This is a genomic window from Campylobacter sp. CH186 (assembly GCF_004378925.1).
In the GTDB taxonomy this organism is placed as follows: Bacteria; Campylobacterota; Campylobacteria; order Campylobacterales; family Campylobacteraceae; genus Campylobacter_D; species Campylobacter_D jejuni.
The window spans coordinates 304,935-322,464 of the sequence record NZ_RYYB01000001.1; the positions used below are offsets into that span (position 1 = coordinate 304,935).

General features: G+C 30.1%; 17 protein-coding genes, 1 tRNA gene and 1 pseudogene. 7 read left to right on the forward strand and 12 right to left on the reverse strand.

The window, feature by feature from the left end; genetic code table 11:
* The first annotated feature begins 31 nt into the window (after nucleotides 1-31).
* Nucleotides 32-1,006, forward strand: coding sequence for an exopolyphosphatase (locus ELQ09_RS01500; protein WP_096703108.1), 975 nt, complete (start codon nucleotides 32-34; stop codon nucleotides 1,004-1,006).
* Here the strand turns inward: ELQ09_RS01500 and ELQ09_RS01505 are convergent.
* The 8 genes from ELQ09_RS01505 to ELQ09_RS01540 are packed head-to-tail and all read right to left on the reverse strand — an operon-like array spanning nucleotide 1,003 to nucleotide 8,692.
* Nucleotides 1,003-1,953, reverse strand: coding sequence for an SAM-dependent methyltransferase (locus ELQ09_RS01505; protein ID WP_070317005.1), 951 nt, complete (start codon nucleotides 1,951-1,953; stop codon nucleotides 1,003-1,005). The two genes, ELQ09_RS01500 and ELQ09_RS01505, sit on opposite strands and share 4 nt — an antisense overlap.
* Nucleotides 1,950-2,771, reverse strand: coding sequence for a M23 family metallopeptidase (locus tag ELQ09_RS01510; RefSeq protein WP_134263721.1), 822 nt, complete (start codon nucleotides 2,769-2,771; stop codon nucleotides 1,950-1,952). The genes ELQ09_RS01505 and ELQ09_RS01510 overlap by 4 nt, the downstream gene beginning before the upstream one ends.
* The gene (glyS, locus tag ELQ09_RS01515; protein WP_134224578.1) at nucleotides 2,768-4,762 is read right to left on the reverse strand and encodes a glycine--tRNA ligase subunit beta; all 1,995 of its coding nucleotides are present in this window, start codon (nucleotides 4,760-4,762) and stop codon (nucleotides 2,768-2,770) included. Before glyS ends, ELQ09_RS01510 begins: the two co-directional genes overlap by 4 nt.
* A gap of 55 nt (nucleotides 4,763-4,817) precedes the next feature.
* A complete protein-coding gene (locus ELQ09_RS01520; protein ID WP_096703114.1) occupies nucleotides 4,818-5,438 on the reverse strand; it encodes an HAD family hydrolase in 621 nt (206 codons plus the stop codon).
* Nucleotides 5,435-5,767 carry a hypothetical protein gene (locus ELQ09_RS01525; RefSeq protein ID WP_011049906.1) on the reverse strand — a complete coding sequence of 111 codons (333 nt, stop codon included), beginning with the start codon at nucleotides 5,765-5,767 and terminating at the stop codon, nucleotides 5,435-5,437. Before ELQ09_RS01525 ends, ELQ09_RS01520 begins: the two co-directional genes overlap by 4 nt.
* A gap of 9 nt (nucleotides 5,768-5,776) precedes the next feature.
* The gene (locus ELQ09_RS01530) at nucleotides 5,777-7,402 is read right to left on the reverse strand and encodes a cation:proton antiporter (protein WP_002859297.1); all 1,626 of its coding nucleotides are present in this window, start codon (nucleotides 7,400-7,402) and stop codon (nucleotides 5,777-5,779) included.
* Between the two features lie 6 nt (nucleotides 7,403-7,408).
* Nucleotides 7,409-7,783 (reverse strand): heat shock transcriptional regulator HspR, encoded by a 375-nt coding sequence (gene hspR / locus ELQ09_RS01535; RefSeq protein WP_002861924.1) that lies wholly within the window; start codon nucleotides 7,781-7,783, stop codon nucleotides 7,409-7,411.
* A 15-nt stretch (nucleotides 7,784-7,798) separates the two neighbouring features.
* Nucleotides 7,799-8,692, reverse strand: coding sequence for a DnaJ family protein (locus ELQ09_RS01540; protein WP_002876803.1), 894 nt, complete (start codon nucleotides 8,690-8,692; stop codon nucleotides 7,799-7,801).
* 199 nt (nucleotides 8,693-8,891) lie between these two features.
* On the opposite strand from ELQ09_RS01540, the gene htrA reads away from it, so the two are divergent.
* The 4 genes from htrA to ELQ09_RS01560 all read left to right on the forward strand — a co-directional run bounded on the left by htrA (nucleotide 8,892) and on the right by ELQ09_RS01560 (nucleotide 12,471).
* Nucleotides 8,892-10,310 carry a serine protease HtrA gene (gene htrA / locus ELQ09_RS01545; RefSeq protein ID WP_134263722.1) on the forward strand — a complete coding sequence of 473 codons (1,419 nt, stop codon included), beginning with the start codon at nucleotides 8,892-8,894 and terminating at the stop codon, nucleotides 10,308-10,310.
* Between the two features lie 75 nt (nucleotides 10,311-10,385).
* Entirely contained in the window at nucleotides 10,386-11,060 is a 675-nt protein-coding gene (locus tag ELQ09_RS01550) for a response regulator transcription factor (RefSeq protein ID WP_002777451.1), read from the forward strand.
* Nucleotides 11,057-12,304 (forward strand): ArsS family sensor histidine kinase, encoded by a 1,248-nt coding sequence (locus ELQ09_RS01555; protein ID WP_002853920.1) that lies wholly within the window; start codon nucleotides 11,057-11,059, stop codon nucleotides 12,302-12,304. Before ELQ09_RS01550 ends, ELQ09_RS01555 begins: the two co-directional genes overlap by 4 nt.
* Nucleotides 12,305-12,396: 92 nt before the next feature.
* Nucleotides 12,397-12,471 (forward strand) — tRNA-Asn (locus ELQ09_RS01560).
* A gap of 222 nt (nucleotides 12,472-12,693) precedes the next feature.
* Here ELQ09_RS01560 and ELQ09_RS08365 read toward each other — a convergent pair.
* Together ELQ09_RS08365 and ELQ09_RS01570 are read right to left on the reverse strand one after the other, a co-directional pair.
* Nucleotides 12,694-12,933, reverse strand: a pseudogene (locus tag ELQ09_RS08365) (ribbon-helix-helix domain-containing protein); the annotation flags it as partial.
* A gap of 10 nt (nucleotides 12,934-12,943) precedes the next feature.
* Entirely contained in the window at nucleotides 12,944-13,543 is a 600-nt protein-coding gene (locus ELQ09_RS01570; protein ID WP_002866222.1) for a bacteriohemerythrin, read from the reverse strand.
* A gap of 147 nt (nucleotides 13,544-13,690) precedes the next feature.
* On the opposite strand from ELQ09_RS01570, the gene dccR reads away from it, so the two are divergent.
* Both dccR and dccS read left to right on the forward strand, forming a co-directional pair.
* On the forward strand, nucleotides 13,691-14,356 hold the full coding sequence (gene dccR / locus ELQ09_RS01575) for a two-component system response regulator DccR (RefSeq protein WP_002853205.1): 666 nt from the start codon (nucleotides 13,691-13,693) through the stop codon (nucleotides 14,354-14,356).
* Nucleotides 14,349-15,539 carry a two-component system sensor histidine kinase DccS gene (gene dccS, locus ELQ09_RS01580; protein WP_002887839.1) on the forward strand — a complete coding sequence of 397 codons (1,191 nt, stop codon included), beginning with the start codon at nucleotides 14,349-14,351 and terminating at the stop codon, nucleotides 15,537-15,539. Before dccR ends, dccS begins: the two co-directional genes overlap by 8 nt.
* Before the next feature lie 42 nt (nucleotides 15,540-15,581).
* Here dccS and groL read toward each other — a convergent pair whose 3' ends face one another.
* Both groL and groES read right to left on the reverse strand, forming a co-directional pair.
* On the reverse strand, nucleotides 15,582-17,219 hold the full coding sequence (gene groL / locus ELQ09_RS01585; protein ID WP_002853460.1) for a chaperonin GroEL: 1,638 nt from the start codon (nucleotides 17,217-17,219) through the stop codon (nucleotides 15,582-15,584).
* A 20-nt stretch (nucleotides 17,220-17,239) separates the two neighbouring features.
* Nucleotides 17,240-17,500 (reverse strand): co-chaperone GroES, encoded by a 261-nt coding sequence (gene groES, locus ELQ09_RS01590; RefSeq protein WP_002825273.1) that lies wholly within the window; start codon nucleotides 17,498-17,500, stop codon nucleotides 17,240-17,242.
* Between the last annotated feature and the right edge of the window lie 30 nt (nucleotides 17,501-17,530).

Below are 17,530 nucleotides of genomic sequence, written 5' to 3' on the forward strand. Positions count from 1 at the left end.
TATTATACTATAAAATCAAACAAGGAAAGTCATGTTAGGTATAGATCTTGGTTCGAATACTTTAAGAGCAGTACAAATGGATGAAAAATTAAATAAATTAAAAGAATATGAATTTGTTATTGGGGCAGCGAAAAATCTAAATCAAAGTGGAGAAATTTCTAAAGAAGCCATACAAAGATTAAAAAATGCTTTGAGTATTTTAGCTAAAGAGCAAGATTTAAGCAAAGCAAGAGCTGTAGCGACTGCAGCTTTTAGAAAGGCAAGTAATACAAATGAAATTTTTGCCCATTTAAAAGAAGAATTTGGGATTGATTTTAAGCTTATAGATGCCAAAAGTGAAGCTAAGATCAGTGTTTTGGGTATGCAATCAGGTTTAAGAAGGCTTAAAATTTGGGGAGAGTTTGCGTATTGTGATTTAGGAGGGGCTTCTTGTGAGCTTTCTTTTAGAAAAAGTTTTAAAAGTTTTGATTTTGGTATTATTGGTTTTTATGAAAAAAATTGCCATTCTTATTATAAATCTTGTATTTCTTATAAAAAATTGATAAAAAAATATCCTAAATTTATCATCAATATTAAAGATAAAAAACTTAAAATTCATTTTTTAATTGTAAATCCCTATTTAAAGCATTTAGCTTTTATGGCTTTTGATGAGGTGGCTATGATTAAAAAGGAACTTCGTTCTTTAGGGGCTAAAACGGTGGTTTTAAATTCCGGAGTTCCTACTACACTTAGCGCATTAAAACAAAATATAAGCTATGAAAAGTATGAAGCAACTAGAGTAAATGGTAAAAAACTTTGCCATAAGGATTTTTTAAACTATGCTATTAAACTTTTTCATATGGAAGAAAAAAAGGCCATAAAAGAAGTAGGCACGATGAGAAAAAATTATTTGAGTGCAGGTTGTTTGCTGTTTTATGCTTTGTTTGATAAACATAAACTTCTAGTCATTGATGAGGGTTTAAGGGAGGGAGTTTGTTTAGCAAGTATGAAAAATATAAAATTTTAGTTTTTTTGAAATTCGAAAAAATGAAATTTTTCATCAAAATTAAAAAATAAAATTTTAACTTGAGATAAAAAACTTTCGTAAGTTTTAATGTTTTTATTTTTTGTGTATTCTAATAAATCTTCAAAACCAAAATCCATGAAAGCAAGACTTTGTTTTTTAAAAGCTAAAGGTTTGAAATCATATTCTTTGATGAGTTTTTGAAGATGAGTAAAATTAACATTATAGGTTAGATCGCTTTTGCCGAAAAAATCTTTTAAAGATACTTCAAAAGGGCTAAAAACTTCGTGCTTTTGATAGATTCTTAAGCTAAAATTTTGTGGATTCAAAGTTCCATAGTCAAATCCCGCAAATATAAATCTCTCGCAAGCTTGATCTAAATCTTTAAAAAAATTTTCAAGCTCTAAACTGAGTTCGCCTTTTGTAAGATTTAAAGCTTTGCATTTTGTGATCAAATTTTCATCCATATTTTTAAAAATAAGTTTAAAATTTTCTACAAATGCCAGTTTATCATGATCTATAAGTTCACAAGTAAAACTATCAAAAAGTTCATTGCAAAAGAAAAAAGCGTTCTTAAAATGGCATTCTTTAAGACTATTTTTGTGAGTAAATTCCACTCCTTCTAAGGTCTTTTTCTGTAAATTTTTTAATTTTTCATGCGGTTCTATGATGAAAAAAGAAATTTGAGAAAAAATTTCAGGTCTTAATTCAAGCAAAGCGGCTAAAAAATCACGACTTAAATATCCTTCATTAGCACCTATTTCTACAAGTTCTAAAGGGGGTTGTAAAATTTTTTTATCTATTAAATTTAAAAAATGCTTGGCTAAAAGTGTGCCAAAAAGATTTCCTACGCTCACAGCAGTAAAAAAATCTCCGTTTTTTCCTATACTTACAGCATTTTTATAATAGCTTTCATGTAGCCAAGCGTGGAAAAAGTCACTAAATTTCATTGAAAAATAGCATTAAATTTGGATGCAAAATCCAAAGGATCAACTTGTTTGCCTCCAGCTAAAATTCCAAAATGCAAATGCGGCCCACTTACCCTACCACTAGCCCCGCTAAGTCCTATAAGTTCGCCTTTTTTTATCTTTTGTCCTACTTTAACATCGATTTTAGAAAGATGATAGTATTGTGAATAAATTCCAAAACCATGATCAATCACTACCGAATTTCCTGCGAAATAACGATCTTTTGCAATTTTTACTATGCCTGAGTTGGCTGCATAAATAGGCGTTCCTGTGGCGGCTCTAAAATCCGTTCCGCTATGATAACTTGCTACTTTTTCATTAAAAGTTCTTGCTTTGCCAAAATCACTTGTGATAAAAGAATTTAAAGGTATATTAAAAGTACTGTTAAATAAAGCTTTTGGAGTATAAGAACTATAAATCGCATTGGCTTCTTTTAGTTCTTTAGCGATGCGTTCTTGTACGGTTTTTGGCGGAAAAATCTTTTTGTTTTCAACTTGCAATTTTTCACTTTTATAATTACCTTCTAAAGTTTTTATGAAAATTTCTTCTTTTCTATCTTTATAAAATGCTATAAGTTTTGTATTTTGCGGGGGATTTTTGTAAGGTAAGGAAAAAATAGCTAGAATTTTTTCTTGATTTTTAGGATGTGTAAAGGTGGGAATATTTTTATCATTATTTTTCAAAGATAAAAAATCTTTCTTATCTAGTTCCAAAAATAAAGCTTGACCTTTGATGAGTTCTAAATTTTGAGCTCCAAAAAGCCAAAGAGTAAAGCTTAAAAAAAGCCATAAGGCTTTCATAGGCTTAACTCTTTAAGATCGGCGATTTTTAAAAACTCCGCATAAATTTCATAAACCAAAGCTTGGCGATTATTTTTAAGTTTTTTATCTTCAGCATTAATCATCACTTGATTAAAAAACTCATCAATAAAAGGCTTGAGCGCAAAAAGATTTTCAAGTTTTTCCTGTAAAGAGTCGGCTTTAGTTTTTTCTTGAAAAGCTTTGTAAAGTTTGCTTTCTGCTTCTTGAACAAAAAGACTTTCATCAACTTTATGAGAATTTTTAGTGGCGATATTGGCTAGTCTTTTAAAGGTTGCAAAATTTTCATTAAAATTGTCTTTTTTGCTAAGTTTTATAAGAGCATTTACGCTTTGATTGATATGGATAAGATCTGTATTTTGTGAGCTTAAAACTGCTTTTACAAAAGAAGCATTGACTGTATAAAAAGTATAAAGTCTTTCAAAAATAAAATCTTTTAAAATTTGCATATCAAAGCTTTTGTAATGACTTGAAAGTTTTTCTAATAAAATTTGGATATCAAATTCTTTATTTAAATTTAGAGCGATTTTAATGATCCCATTGGCAGCTCTTCTTAAGGCATAAGGATCCTTTGTTCCACTTGGAATTTTTCCTATGCTAAAAAGTCCTATAAGGGCATCAAGCTTGTTTGCAAGGGCTACTATGCTTGAAAATTCTGTACTTGGAAGTGGAGCTTGTTCGGAATTAGGAAGATATTGTTCTTTGATAGCTAAGCAAATTTCATAATCTAAGCCCATTTTTTGCGCATAATAACTTCCCATAATGCCTTGCAAATCAGTAAATTCATAAACCATTTGTGTGGCTAAGTCAGCTTTAGCATATTTTAGTGCTGTGCTGATATTTTCGATTTTATCATTATGAAGCATTTGACATAAAATTTCAGCAATTTTAATCTCTCTTAAACTTTTATCCTGCATTGTGCCTAAACCTTCAAGATAGGTCATTTTGGCAAGTTTTTCAGGTTTTAAGCCATTTTGTAAATCATTTTGATAAAAAAACATTGCATCACTAAGTCTTGCACGCAAAACTCTTTCATTTCCATGTATGATTTTTGAATAATCCTTACATACTGCATTACTTACTACTATAAAATGATTGCTTAAGCCTTTGTCATTAAAAACTGCAAAATAGCGTTGATTTTCTCTCATTGAAGTGATTATTACTTCGCTAGGAATTTCTAAAAATTCTTCTTCAAAACTTCCTAAAAGTGCATTAGGGTATTCTGTGATAGCAACTACTTCAGCTAAAAGTTCTTCATCCTCTCCAATTTGTATATTTTTTTGACTTTCTATGAGTTTAAATTGCTCAAGTATTTTTTCTTTTCTTTTGATTGGATCAAGGATGATATAGTTTTTTTCTAGTAGTTCAAAATATTCTTTTGCATTGTTAAAATCTTGCAAATCATAACTTACGCTTCTGTGAATGAAAGTTTTTTTAGCACTTTTTACCCCATAACTTTGAAAATTAACAAGTTCATCATTTAAAATGCAAGCTATAGAACGGATCGCACGAATGAATTCAAAAGAATTTGCACCCCAGCGCATACTTTTGCCAAAACTAAGACTTTTTAGAAATTTTTCTACCATTTCTCCTAAAATTTTTTGACTTTGCAAACCTTTAATAGCTTTTTGATGGTATAAAACTTCTTTGCCTTTGATTTCTTTAAAAGCGAGTTCATTTTCACTGATCCCTGCTTTTTGCAGGAAGCTTTGTCCTGCAGGAGTTAAAACTCCATCTTTATAGGCGACATTTTTAGGTGCTCCTATAAATTCAGCAAAGCTATCTTCTTGTTTGTCTGCAAAATTTTCATGAAAAAAAACTAAACGACGCGGAGTATAATAAAATTTAAAATCACTTACCATGCGGTATTCTTCTAAAACATTTTTCCATTTTTTTTCTATATTAGCTAATTCTTTTAGCAAAGGAATAGCAGGTAATTCTTCTGTGCCAATTTCTATTAATAATTCACTCATAATTTACTCTTTTTAAAATTTGTTTCTAATTTTAACTAAAATTTCATTAAAAAACTTATAAATACTTTTCTAAAAAGCCTTTAAGTTCACTAGCGTTGCTAAATTCATTTTCTTTTAAATCTTTTTGATACCATTTGGCATGAAAATAAGGCAAATTAGCATTTTTAGCACATTCTTTATCTTTTTGACTATCCCCTATAAAAACGCTTGTTTTATATGGTGCCTCACTTTTTAAAAGCTCTAGCATCATAGGATGAGGTTTGGGTTCTATGCCTAAACTTACGCCTAAAATTTTATCAAAATAAGGAATGATTTGATGTTTTTTAAGTATGTTTGAAAGTGAGCTTTGCGGGGCGTTAGTGGCAATAGCTAAAAAACAATTTTTGCTTTTTAAAAATTCTAAAAGTTCCTTCACTCCTTCAAAAAGCACCACGCTTTGTTCATAGTGTTTGACAAAATATTTTTCATAGCCTTCTTTAAAACTAGAATGATGGAAATTTTCTATATTATAAAGTTCTTTTGCCCAGTCAATATTGGGAGTATTGATGGTTTGCATAATGATTTCTCTTGAAAGTGGGGCTAGGTTTAAATCCTGCCTTATTTCATTGACTGCATAAGAAATGGCATTTGCACTATCGATTAAAGTTCCATCCATATCAAAAAATACATTAATCATTCATAATCCTTTAAATAATTTTTATGTTTTTCTTTTTTCTCACCTTGTTTTTTTTGCTTATCTAAAGCATTGGCAAGATTTAAAAGCTCGCTTTTTTCTTTGGAAAAATCTAAACAAGCATTGACAAAAAATTCAAGATTTTTTGCATAGGTTGAGTTAAGATTTACCGCGGGATTTTTTTTAAAAAATTTAGCATTTTTTAACATTCTTTCTTCAAATTTAGTTTTATCAAAATCTTCTTTTTTAAGCGCAGATATGGCGCCATTGAAAAATTTTTCAAGATTTCTTAGGTATTTTACGCGTAAGGCTTTTTCTTCATTTTTTGTCAAAATTCTTCCTTAGGTATTTTTATGAATGCGGCATTCTAGTGCTTCTTGAACTAAATTTCTAGCGATTACTTTTTCAGAGCGAATGATGCGTATATTTTCATCTATGCTAGAAAAAAGCATCTTTTTCAAAGTTCCATTTACATGAATGATAGTGTCTATAGGTTTTGGATAATTAGCTAGCACTTGACATAAAATTTCAAGTTTAGCTTCATTTGTAACTGTGATAATAGCTACGGCACATTCTTCTATATTGGCAATTTTTAAGGTTTCTTCTTGAGCAGCATTGGCAAAAACGACATTTTCACCCCGACTAACTCCAAGTTCTACTAAATTTAAATCACTTTCTAAAACAAGATAAGGTACACCTGTGTTTTTGATTTTTTGTACGACTTCTTGTCCTAAGCGTCCGTAGCCAAAAACAACAAGATGATTTTTAAGCTTGATATTGCTGTCAATATTTTGCACAGCGTTGGTATTAAGTGCTATATCTTCTACAACATTGGTAATTTTTCTTATATTGTTTAAAATAAAAGGCGTGATAATCATGGTTAAGATAGAAACAACAATTAAAATTTGTGAAGTTTTGATATCAAGCATATTTTTTGCTTGTAAAAGAGAAAAAATTGCTAGGGCGAATTCGCCAATTTGTGCTATGGCAAAAGCTGTTTTAAGCGCTACTCTTTTTTTAGTGTAAAGAAATAAAAAGCCAAAAACTATGCCAAATTTTAAAGCCATTACAAGAAGGGTTAAAACTATGATTAAAAACCAATTTTGCGCCACTACATCAAGTTGAATTTGCATGCCTACAGTTATGAAAAAAAGCCCTAAAAGCAAATCTCTAAATGGGATTAAGTCCGCTTCTATTTTGTGTTTATATTTTGTTTCTGCTATCAAAGCACCTGCTATAAAAGCACCCAAAGAATAAGAAAATCCAAAATAATTTGCTAAAAAACTTGCTCCAATAACCATAAATAAAACAGTACTAATAAAAATTTCCTGAGAAGAGGTGTGGATAATGAGTCTAAAAATTCTATCCACTAGATATTTACCTATGAAAAATAATAAAGTGATTAAAATAAGTGCTGAAATTAAAGTGGTAAAAAGGAGTTTTTCTATGTTTTGATTGTTGGATGAAAAAATATCTACAAGTAAAAGCAAAGGAATAACGGCTATATCTTGAAAAAGCAAAATTCCCAATGCTTTTCTGCCATATTGCTCATTTATATCGCCATTATCATTTAAAATTTTAAGCACCACTGCGGTTGAAGAAAGCGCTAGTGCAAAGCCTACTATGGTAGCGCTTTTATCTCCAAGTCCTAAAATTCCTATAGCAAGTAGCATAAAAACAAAGCCACAAGTAAGCATCTGCAAAGAGCCGTTTAAAAAAACTTCTTGTTTCATTGCCATTAAATGCTTAAAAGAAAATTCAAGCCCTATGGTAAACATTAAAAACACTATACCAAATTCGGCTATATGGGTGATTTCGCCTTTGCCACTTAAATGATAAATTTCAGAAATGATTTCTCCAGCAGCTATATATCCAATGATAGTTGGAATTTCAAATTTTTTAAATATGACATTTAAAACTATAGCTATAGCAACGGTGATTAAAAAAATTTCTAAAAAATTATCCATTATTTTTTATTTTTTCTCATAAAAAATCAAATCAAAGCTATTTTTATGCTTAACAACGGCTTTGCTAGCCGCTTCTTTATCTTGTTGTTTGCTTAATTCTAAGCGTAGTTCATCAATTAAATTTTCAAATTCGTGAAGTTGGTTTTTCAATTTTAAGATAACATCTACTCCAGCAAGATTGATTCCCATGTCTCTTGTTAAACGCAATATAAGTTTAATGCGGTCAATATCCCTTTGAGAATAAAGTCTTATTTTGCCATCGGTTCTACTTGGCTCTATCAATCCTTCTCTTTCGTATTGCCTTAAGGTTTGTGGATGTATGCTTAAAACTTTAGCCACAACACTGATTAAATATACAGGTTCATCATAATGGTGTTCCATATTTTATTCCTTTCTTTAAGGTAATTTTTCTTTTAAGAGTTCTATAAATTTTTCATCAAGGGTATCTAAATTTGGCAAAACAACATTTAAAATCAAATACATATCCCCATAAATATCACTTTTTCTATTTTGCACCCCATAACCTTTTAAACGAATTTTTTGGTTATTTTTTGAATTAGGCGTTATGTTAATTGTCGCTTCTTCCTTGCCTTCTTTGAGTGTTTTTATATTTATTTTTCCACCAAAAAGTGCAGTTTTTAAAGAAATATCAACCTTTTGATATAAATCATCATCTTCTCTTGTGTAAATAGGACTTTCTTCTATTTTTACAATAATGATTAAATCGCCTCTAGCTCCATTTCTGCTTTGTTTTCCTTTAGAGCGAATTCTTAGTTTCTCGCCTTCTTTTATACCGTGTGGAATTTTAAATTTAATGGTTTCGCCTTGAAAATTAAAACTATGTTCCCCGCCTTTAACAGCTTTTTCGAAAGGAATGTGAAGCTCTAGATTGCTGTCTAAATTTTCTTCTTCAAAACCTCCAAATCCTCCAAAACCACTGCTAAAGCCTTTTGAAGAAAAGCCGTTAAACCCCCCTCTTGAGCGTCCACCAAAGCCTCCTCCAAAGAGATCTTTTAAAATATCGTCTAAATTTACCCCACCAGCATTTCTTGAAAAATCATGAAAACTTTGTCCACCAAACATAGAATCGCCGTATTGGTCATACTGAGCTCGTTTTTTTTCGTCACTTAAAATTTCATAAGCAGCATTAATTTCTTTAAATTTTTCTTCCGCGCCTTTTTCTTTGTTGATATCAGGATGATATTTTCTAGCTAGGCGACGGTAAGCTTTTTTTATTTCATCTGCACTAGCGTTTTTACTAACTCCAAGAGTTTCGTATAAACTATTCATGTTATATTTCCTTAAAAATTTTACTTGATTATATAAAGGATTAAATTATAACATAAACTTTAGCCTAAGTCAATCAAGTTTTATAAATTTTTATCACTCAAGGTTTTATTTACAATTTTGTAAATTTTCGGTTTTATACTATGAAGACAGTAAAATATTTTACGAGATAATTTATCTTTAAGAACAAAAAGGAAATGAAATGAAAAAGATTTTTTTATCATTAAGTTTAGCAAGTGCTTTATTTGCTGTAAGTATTAATTTTAACGAATCGACTACAACGGCTAATCGTGTGAATCCTGCTGCTGGAAATGCAGTGCTTTCTTATCATGATTCTATTAAAGATGCAAAAAAATCAGTGGTTAATATTTCCACCTCAAAAACTATTACAAGAGCGAATCGTCCAAGTCCTCTGGATGATTTTTTTAATGATCCTTATTTTAAACAATTTTTTGATTTTGATTTTCCTCAAAGAAAAGGAAAAAATGATAAAGAAGTGGTGAGTTCTTTGGGATCAGGGGTGATTATTTCAAAAGATGGTTATATAGTAACAAATAATCACGTTGTAGATGATGCTGATACGATTACAGTGAATTTACCAGGAAGCGATACAGAATATAAAGCAAAACTTATAGGTAAAGATTCAAAAACAGATTTGGCTGTTATAAAAATAGAGGCTAATAATCTTTCAGCTATTACTTTTACAAATTCTGATGATTTAATGGAAGGAGATGTTGTTTTTGCACTTGGAAATCCTTTTGGAGTCGGTTTTAGTGTTACAAGTGGAATAATATCTGCTTTAAACAAAGACAATATAGGTTTAAATCAATATGAAAATTTTATACAAACAGATGCTTCTATCAATCCAGGAAATTCAGGTGGAGCTTTGGTGGATAGTCGTGGATATTTAGTAGGTATTAATTCAGCTATTCTTTCTCGTGGCGGTGGAAATAACGGCATAGGTTTTGCTATACCTTCAAATATGGTTAAAGATATAGCTAAAAAACTTATTGAAAAAGGCAAGATCGATAGAGGATTTTTAGGTGTGACTATTTCAGCTTTGCAAGGTGATACTAAAAAAGCTTACAAAAATCAAGAAGGAGCTTTAATCACTGATGTTCAAAAAGGTTCAAGTGCTGATGAAGCAGGGCTTAAGCGTGGAGATTTAGTTACTAAAGTTAATGATAAGATTATAAAAAGTCCTATTGATCTTAAAAATTATATAGGAACTTTAGAGATTGGTCAAAAAATTTCATTAAGTTACGAAAGAGATGGAGAAAATAAGCAAGCAAGTTTTACTCTTAAAGGTGAAAAAGAAAATCCTAAAGGCGTACAAAGTGATCTGATTGATGGTTTGAGTTTGAGAAATTTAGATCCAAGACTTAAGAATCGTTTGCAAATTCCAAAAGATGTTAATGGTGTTTTGGTTGATAGTGTTAAAGAAAAGAGCAAAGGAAAAAATTCTGGTTTCCAAGAGGGTGATATTATCATAGGTGTTGGACAAAGTGAAATTAAAAATTTAAAAGATTTAGAACAAGCTTTAAAACAAGTTAATAAAAAAGAATTTACCAAAGTTTGGGTATATCGCAATGGTTTTGCGACTTTGCTTGTGCTTAAATAAAAATAACGGAAGGATTTTCCTTTCGTTATAAATTTTAGTTTAAAATTAAAATTAAGTTTAAAATAAAGGAAAACTATGACAAATATTCTTATGATAGAAGACGATTTAGAATTAGCAGAAATTACAGCTGAATATTTGGAAAAATTTGATATGAAAGTTGATATAGCTCATGAGCCTTATATAGGCCTTTCTAAGCTCGCATTAAAAGAGTATCAGCTTATCATTTTAGACCTTTCTTTGCCAGGACTTGATGGGCTTGAAGTGTGTGAAGAGATTCGTAAAAAGTATGATACGCCTATTATTATTTCAAGTGCAAGACATGATATTACAGATAAGGTTAATGCTTTAGAACTTGGAGCAGATGATTACCTACCAAAACCTTATAATCCAAAAGAATTACAAGCACGTATTAAAAGTCATTTAAGACGTATTTCAAATACAAAAAGTGCCATAGCAAAAAGTGTAAAAGATCTTGTTTATGATCAATATAAGCATATTATTACCATGAAAGGACAAGAGCTTACTTTAACTAATGCTGAATTTGATATTTTAAGCTATTTGATTAAAAAAGAGGGTGGAGTGGTAAGTCGTGAAGAGCTTGTTTATAATTGTTCTTCTATTAGTGAGGATTCTAGCAATAAAAGTATAGACGTTATTATCAGTAGAATTCGTCAAAAGATGGGAGATGATCCAAAAACTCCAAAATATATTCACTCTATACGTGGAATAGGTTATAAGCTTACTCAATGAATAAATCTTCGATTTTTTATACTATAACTTTTATTTTTATTTTTGCTGGGGTTAGTGTTATACTTGGCTTTTTGTGGCTTATAGAATACGATCAGCAAAATTATACTAGAGAATTAAATACAAAATATTCTTTGATAGCTAATGCAAGGCTCTTAAATTTTGCAGGAGTTATCAGTGAAAAAGAATTTGAAGAGCAGACAAAAAATTATAATAAAATGGATGAGATAACAGAAGCAAAGCAGATCCGTAAAATTCTTTTTAGAGGTGATGTTTTAGCTAGGGTTGAGGTTAATAATGGCTTAATCGAGATTATTTCTTATAATAGACAGGTGTATTTAAATATTATTTATGATGGAAAGGTTTATCTTTATAAGGATCAAGATTATCAAACCTATAGGTATTTTATTATCAAAGCCATAGCTGTAGCTGTGATTTGTATTCTTGTATTGCTTTATATTTATATATTTAAAAAATTAAAACCACTTAAAAGACTTAAAAAACAAATTGATAAATTTGCCCAAGGAAAGCTTAATGATATAGAAGATGTAAGCACTGGGGTGGATGAAATTTCACAAGTAAGTGAAGCTTTTTATCAAGCCATTGTTCAAATTCGAAAGCTAAACCAATCTCGTCAGTTTTTTTTAAGAAATATTATGCATGAACTCAAAACTCCTATTACTAAGGGGCTTTTAACTTTAGAAATGATAGAAGATAATAAATATAAAGAGCGCTTAAATGGGGTTTTTACTAGACTTGAAATTTTAATTAATGAATTTGCTGCTATTGAGCAAATTACTTCAGGGGCTGCTTTTATAAATAGAAAAAAATACAATATTTTAGATGTTTTAGATGAAGCCAAAGAAATTGCAATGCGAGATGATAGCAATATACGTATTTTTATGGAAGAAAGTTTTTTTGTAAATGTGGATTTTAAACTTTTTACTACGGCGATTAAAAATATGATAGATAATGGTATTAAACATTCTGAAGATGGGTTTGTGCAAATTGATATTATAGATGATTATATTTGTTTCAAAAATCGTGGTCCTGAGCTTAACAATACTTTAGAATACTATACTCAAGCTTTTACTCAAGGATCAAAACAAAAATCAAGTTTTGGATTAGGGCTTTATATTGTAAATACTATTTTAGAAACACATGGAATGAAGCTTGATTATTTATATGAAGATGGGGTAAATTTGTTTTATTTTAGAAATTTAAAAAGTGTTATTGTTAAGGAGTAAATTAATTTTTTTACATAAAAAATGCATTTTTGTGTAAAAACCCTTGACAAAGTTTTTTAATTTCACTATAATCACATTTTACTTTTAAATGTTCCGGATTAGCTCAGCGGTAGAGTAGTCGGCTGTTAACCGATTGGTCGTAGGTTCGAATCCTACATCCGGAGCCACTTTTTTAACTCCATTTTTAATATTCATAAATGTATTTTAATATAAAAATTAATAAGTCTTTATCACAAAAAAAATTGTGATAAAGTTTTTTATTTTGTTTGTTTAAGATTTTTGACAATTTTATCTATTTTTTTACTTGCCTTTTGATAATCCCCATCTTTAAGTTCTTCTAAAGCTTCAATAGCAAAATCAAAATCACCAAGTTCGTTATCGTTAGAATCTTCTTGGAGATTTTTGACAATTTTATCTATTTTTTTACTTGCCTTTTGATAATCCCCATCTTTAAGTTCTTCTAGGGCATTAACAGCAAAAGAAAAATCTTCAACTTCATTAAGATAAGCTTCTATGGCTTCTTTTACTATGGCTGATTTTGGTTTAGAAAGATTTTTACTTAAATTATCCAAACGCTCCTTAAGCTCTAAAGGCATTCTAAAAGAATAAGTTTTTACATTGCGTTTCATTTTATCCTCCTTAAGAATGTTTTTTGTAAAATTTTATAGCTTGTTTACAAGTTTTACAAGTAAATTTATGACCTTGTAATTCTATTTTTTGATGAATGCTATAAGGAACATCGTGAATTTTACCAGGACAATTACAGGTATAAAGATAAAATTGTGGATGCTCATTATCTTCATCTTCTGCTGCTTCAAAGCTAACATCGCCACCATCATCTGTAGACAAAGAAGAACTTCTCCATTTTTCAACTTTCATGTCTTCATATAGTATGTGTTCTAAAAGCCACTTTTTAGCCACTATATAAAGTTTTTCTTTAAGATCATTGGTTGATTTGATATCTTTGATTAAGTTAATCATGGTTTGGATGATTTCTTTATGTATTTTTCGATGTTCTTCTAAATTTGGATAGCCTATTAGCTGCATGTATTTTTCTTCATCATTAAAGTGATCTTTCATATAATTAAAAAATTCAGCCAAAAGTTCTTTGACTTCATTTTTACTTACAGATCTATCTGATACAACTTCAACTTTTGCAGCAAGTTCAAAAAGCTTTTTATGTTGCTCATCAATTTTAGCATTGTGCACACTATAGCTGTTATCCCATTTTGGAAGCATTTTAACTCCTTAAGGAAAAATTTATTTGTATAAAAGGATTATAGATAAAAATAAATTAAATAAAAATGAAATTTTATTAAATAATTGATAAGAAATTTGATACAATGATATATATTTAAGAGATTTGAACTTAGAAAGATTTAAATTATGGCTGCTAAAATTTTACTTTTAGAAGATGATTTGAGCTTGAGTGAGATCATTGAAGAGTTTTTAAACGATGAAGGATATGAAGTATTTTTATGCGATAATGCACAAGAAGCTTTAGATATGGCTTATGAAAGATATTTTGATCTTTGGATTTTAGATGTAAAAGTTCCTTTAGGAGATGGATTTTCATTGCTTAAAGAATTAAGAAAAAGCGGAAAGCAAACCCCAGCAATTTTCATGACTTCTTTAAACACAACAAACGATTTAAAACAAGGCTTTGATGCAGGTTGTGATGATTATATAAAAAAACCTTTTGAACTTGCCGAGTTATCTATCAGGGTTAAAGCTTTGCTTAAAAGAGCTTTTTCACATAAAAATGAAGATTTTGAAGATTTAGGAGATGGATTTAGATTTGAATTTACTACACAAATTCTTTACCATAATAATAAAGCCTTGACTTTACCGAGTAAAGAAATTAAGCTTTTGTCTTTATTACTTAAAAATAAAAACAACTTTTTAAGCACAGAGAGAATTTTTGAAGAACTCTGGGATTATGATGAGGAGCCTAGTGAGTTAAGTTTAAGGGCTTATGTGAAAAATTTACGTAAAATTTTAGGAAAAGAAAAAATTATAAATCAAAGAGGCAGGGGATATTGCTATGGCTAAAAAAGTCATTAGGCAAATTTTATTAATCTACTTAACAACTACAGGTATTTTTTTAACTATTTTTTTTGCATTATGGTATCAAAAATTATATGAAGAATTAGTTGTTTTAAAGGGTGCCACTTTGAGAGAAAATCATAGAAATATTGTTATAAGTATCTTAAATTCTCGCTTTACTCCTATAGATATAAGTGCAAAAAATATTGCTCAAAGCACAGCACTAAAATTTGCTATATTTGATGCTAAAAAGATTGTTTTTAGTAATATAGATTTTGATTTAAGAAAGGCAAAGATAGAGCTTAAAGGTAGAGGTATTTGTGATAATAAGGTTTTTTTCCTTGCTCCTATGAGTGCAGATCATTATTTTTTAAGACATGCTAGCAATGAAGAAGTAAATACTAACGATGGTTTGCAAATTTTAATACAGGGTGAAGATGTTGGCAAAGATCTTTTTTGGATTAGAACGAAAGTTTTTGGTTTTGCTATTATGGCTTTTTGCATATTGGGCTTAATATCTTATATTTTAGTAAAAATTGCTCTAAAGCCTTTAGAGGATAAAATCAGCACACTAAATCGTTTCATTAAAGATTCAACCCATGAACTCAATACCCCATTAAGTGTTATTTTGATGAGTATAGAACAACTTGAGCATCAAAATTTAGGAGATAATGCTAAATTTACAAGGATTAAGCTTGCTGCAAAAAGTTTGTCTCAAGTGTATTCTGATCTTGTTTTTTATAATTTCCCTAATACCTTAGAAACAGAAAAACAAAAATTTGATTTAAGAATACTACTTGAAGAAAGATTGGAATATTTTAAAGTATTTTTTGAGCAAAAAAAAATTACACTAAAGCTTGATTTAAATCAAGCAAATATTTTTGCTCCTAAAAGTCAAATTTCTAAATTGATTGATAATCTTATAAGCAATGCTATTAAATACAATAAAAAAGGTGGAGTAATTTCTATAATTTTAAAAGCCAATTTTTTAAGTATTGCGGATACAGGTTGTGGAATTTCAAAGTCAAATTTAAATCATATTTTTGATAGGTATACAAGATTTAATACCGATCAAGGAGGATTTGGTATAGGGCTTTCTTTGGTAAAAAAAGTTTGTGATGATAATGATATTAAGATTATTTGCGAATCTGTAGAAAATCAAGGGAGTGTTTTTAAATTAAATTGGTAATCAGCAAGGAAAATCCTTGCTGATAAGAGGTTAGAGCAGATATTACATCATTCCGCCCATGCCACCCATTCCTCCCATACCGCTCATATCTGGCATAGCAGGTTTATCTTCTTTAATTTCACTAATTGTTGCTTCTGTGGTTAAAAGCATACTAGCTACAGAAACTGCATTGAGTAAAGCTACTCTTTCTACTTTAACAGGATCGATAATTCCACTTTCAAGCATATTAACATATTCACCTTTTGCAGCATCAAAGCCTGTATTTTCATCTTTAGCATTTTCTACGCTATTTACAACCACACCTGCATCAAAGCCTGCATTTTCAGCAATTTGTCTTAAAGGTGCTCTTAAAGCTCTTTCAACGATAGCTGCACCGATTGCTTCATCACCTTGTAGATCAAGTTTGATTTTAGCTTTTGCTTTGATAAGCGCTGCACCACCACCAATTACTATACCTTCTTCAACTGCTGCTTTAGTAGCACTTAAAGCATCATCAACGCGATCTTTTTTCTCTTTCATTTCAGTTTCAGTTGCTGCACCTACTTTAATAACTGCAACACCGCCACTTAATTTTGCAAGTCTTTCTTGTAATTTTTCTCTATCATAATCTGAAGTTGTTTCAGCAATTTGTGCTTTGATTTGATTTACCCTTGCATCAATATTTGCTTTTTCACCTGCGCCATTTACTATGGTTGTATTGTCTTTATCGATGATTACGCTAGAAGCTTGTCCAAGATCTTGTATGGTCGCACTTTCAAGAGTTCTTCCAAGTTCTTCAGAAATCACTTCTCCGCCTGTTAAAATCGCTATATCTTCAAGCATAGCTTTTCTTCTATCGCCAAAACCTGGAGCTTTTACGGCTGAAATATTAAGAACACCGCGAAGTTTATTTACAACCAAAGTTGCAAGTGCTTCACCTTCAATATCTTCAGCGATAATTAAAAGTGGTTTGCCTGTTTTTTGAATTTGTTCTAAAACCGGTAATAAATCTTTTAAATTTGCAATTTTTTTATCAAAAAGCAAGATATAAGGGCTTGAAAGCTCTACTGTCATTTTTTCTGCATTAGTGATAAAATAAGGGCTTAAATAACCTCTATCAAATTGCATACCTTCAACTACATTTAATTCATCATTGATTGATTTTGCCTCTTCAACAGTGATAACACCATCTTTGCCCACTTTTTCCATAGCATCAGCGATTAAATTTCCGATTTTTTCATCAGAATTGGCTGAGATTGTAGCAACTTGTGCAATTTCTTTTTTATCTTTTACTTCGCGAGAAAGTTTTTTAAGTTCGCCTACTATAGCTTCGCAAGCTTTATCCATGCCACGTTTTACTTCAATAGGATTTGCACCTGCTGTGATATTTCTTAAACCTTCTTTAAAAATCGCATGAGCTAAAACCGTTGCAGTAGTTGTTCCATCGCCTGCTTGATCAGCTGTTTTGCTTGCTACTTCTCTTACAAGTGAAGCACCCATATTTTCAAGACTATCTTTAAGCTCTACTTCTTTAGCAACACTTACGCCATCTTTAGTAATGCTTGGAGCACCAAAGCTTTTTTGGATTAAAACATTGCGTCCTCTTGGCCCCATAGTTACTTTTACCGCGTCATTAAGTTTTTTAACGCCCTCATAAAGTTTATTTCTTGCTTCATCTGAAAAAATAATTTCTTTTGCCATTTTTTATCCTTTTTTATAAATTATTTTAAAATTCCTAAGATATCATCTAAGTTTAAAACTAAATATTCATTATTATCAAGTTTAATTTCTGTTCCACCGTATTTAGCAAACACGATTTTATCACCATTTGCAATATCAGTGATTTCTTTACTTACTGCTACTACTTCACCCATTAAAGGCTTTTCTTTAGCATTATCTGGTATAATTATGCCTGAGGCTGTTGTTTTAGTTTCTTCTACGCGTTTAACTAGAACACGCTTTCCTAAAGGTTGAAAATTCATTTTTGTCCATCCTTAAAAATATTGATTTTA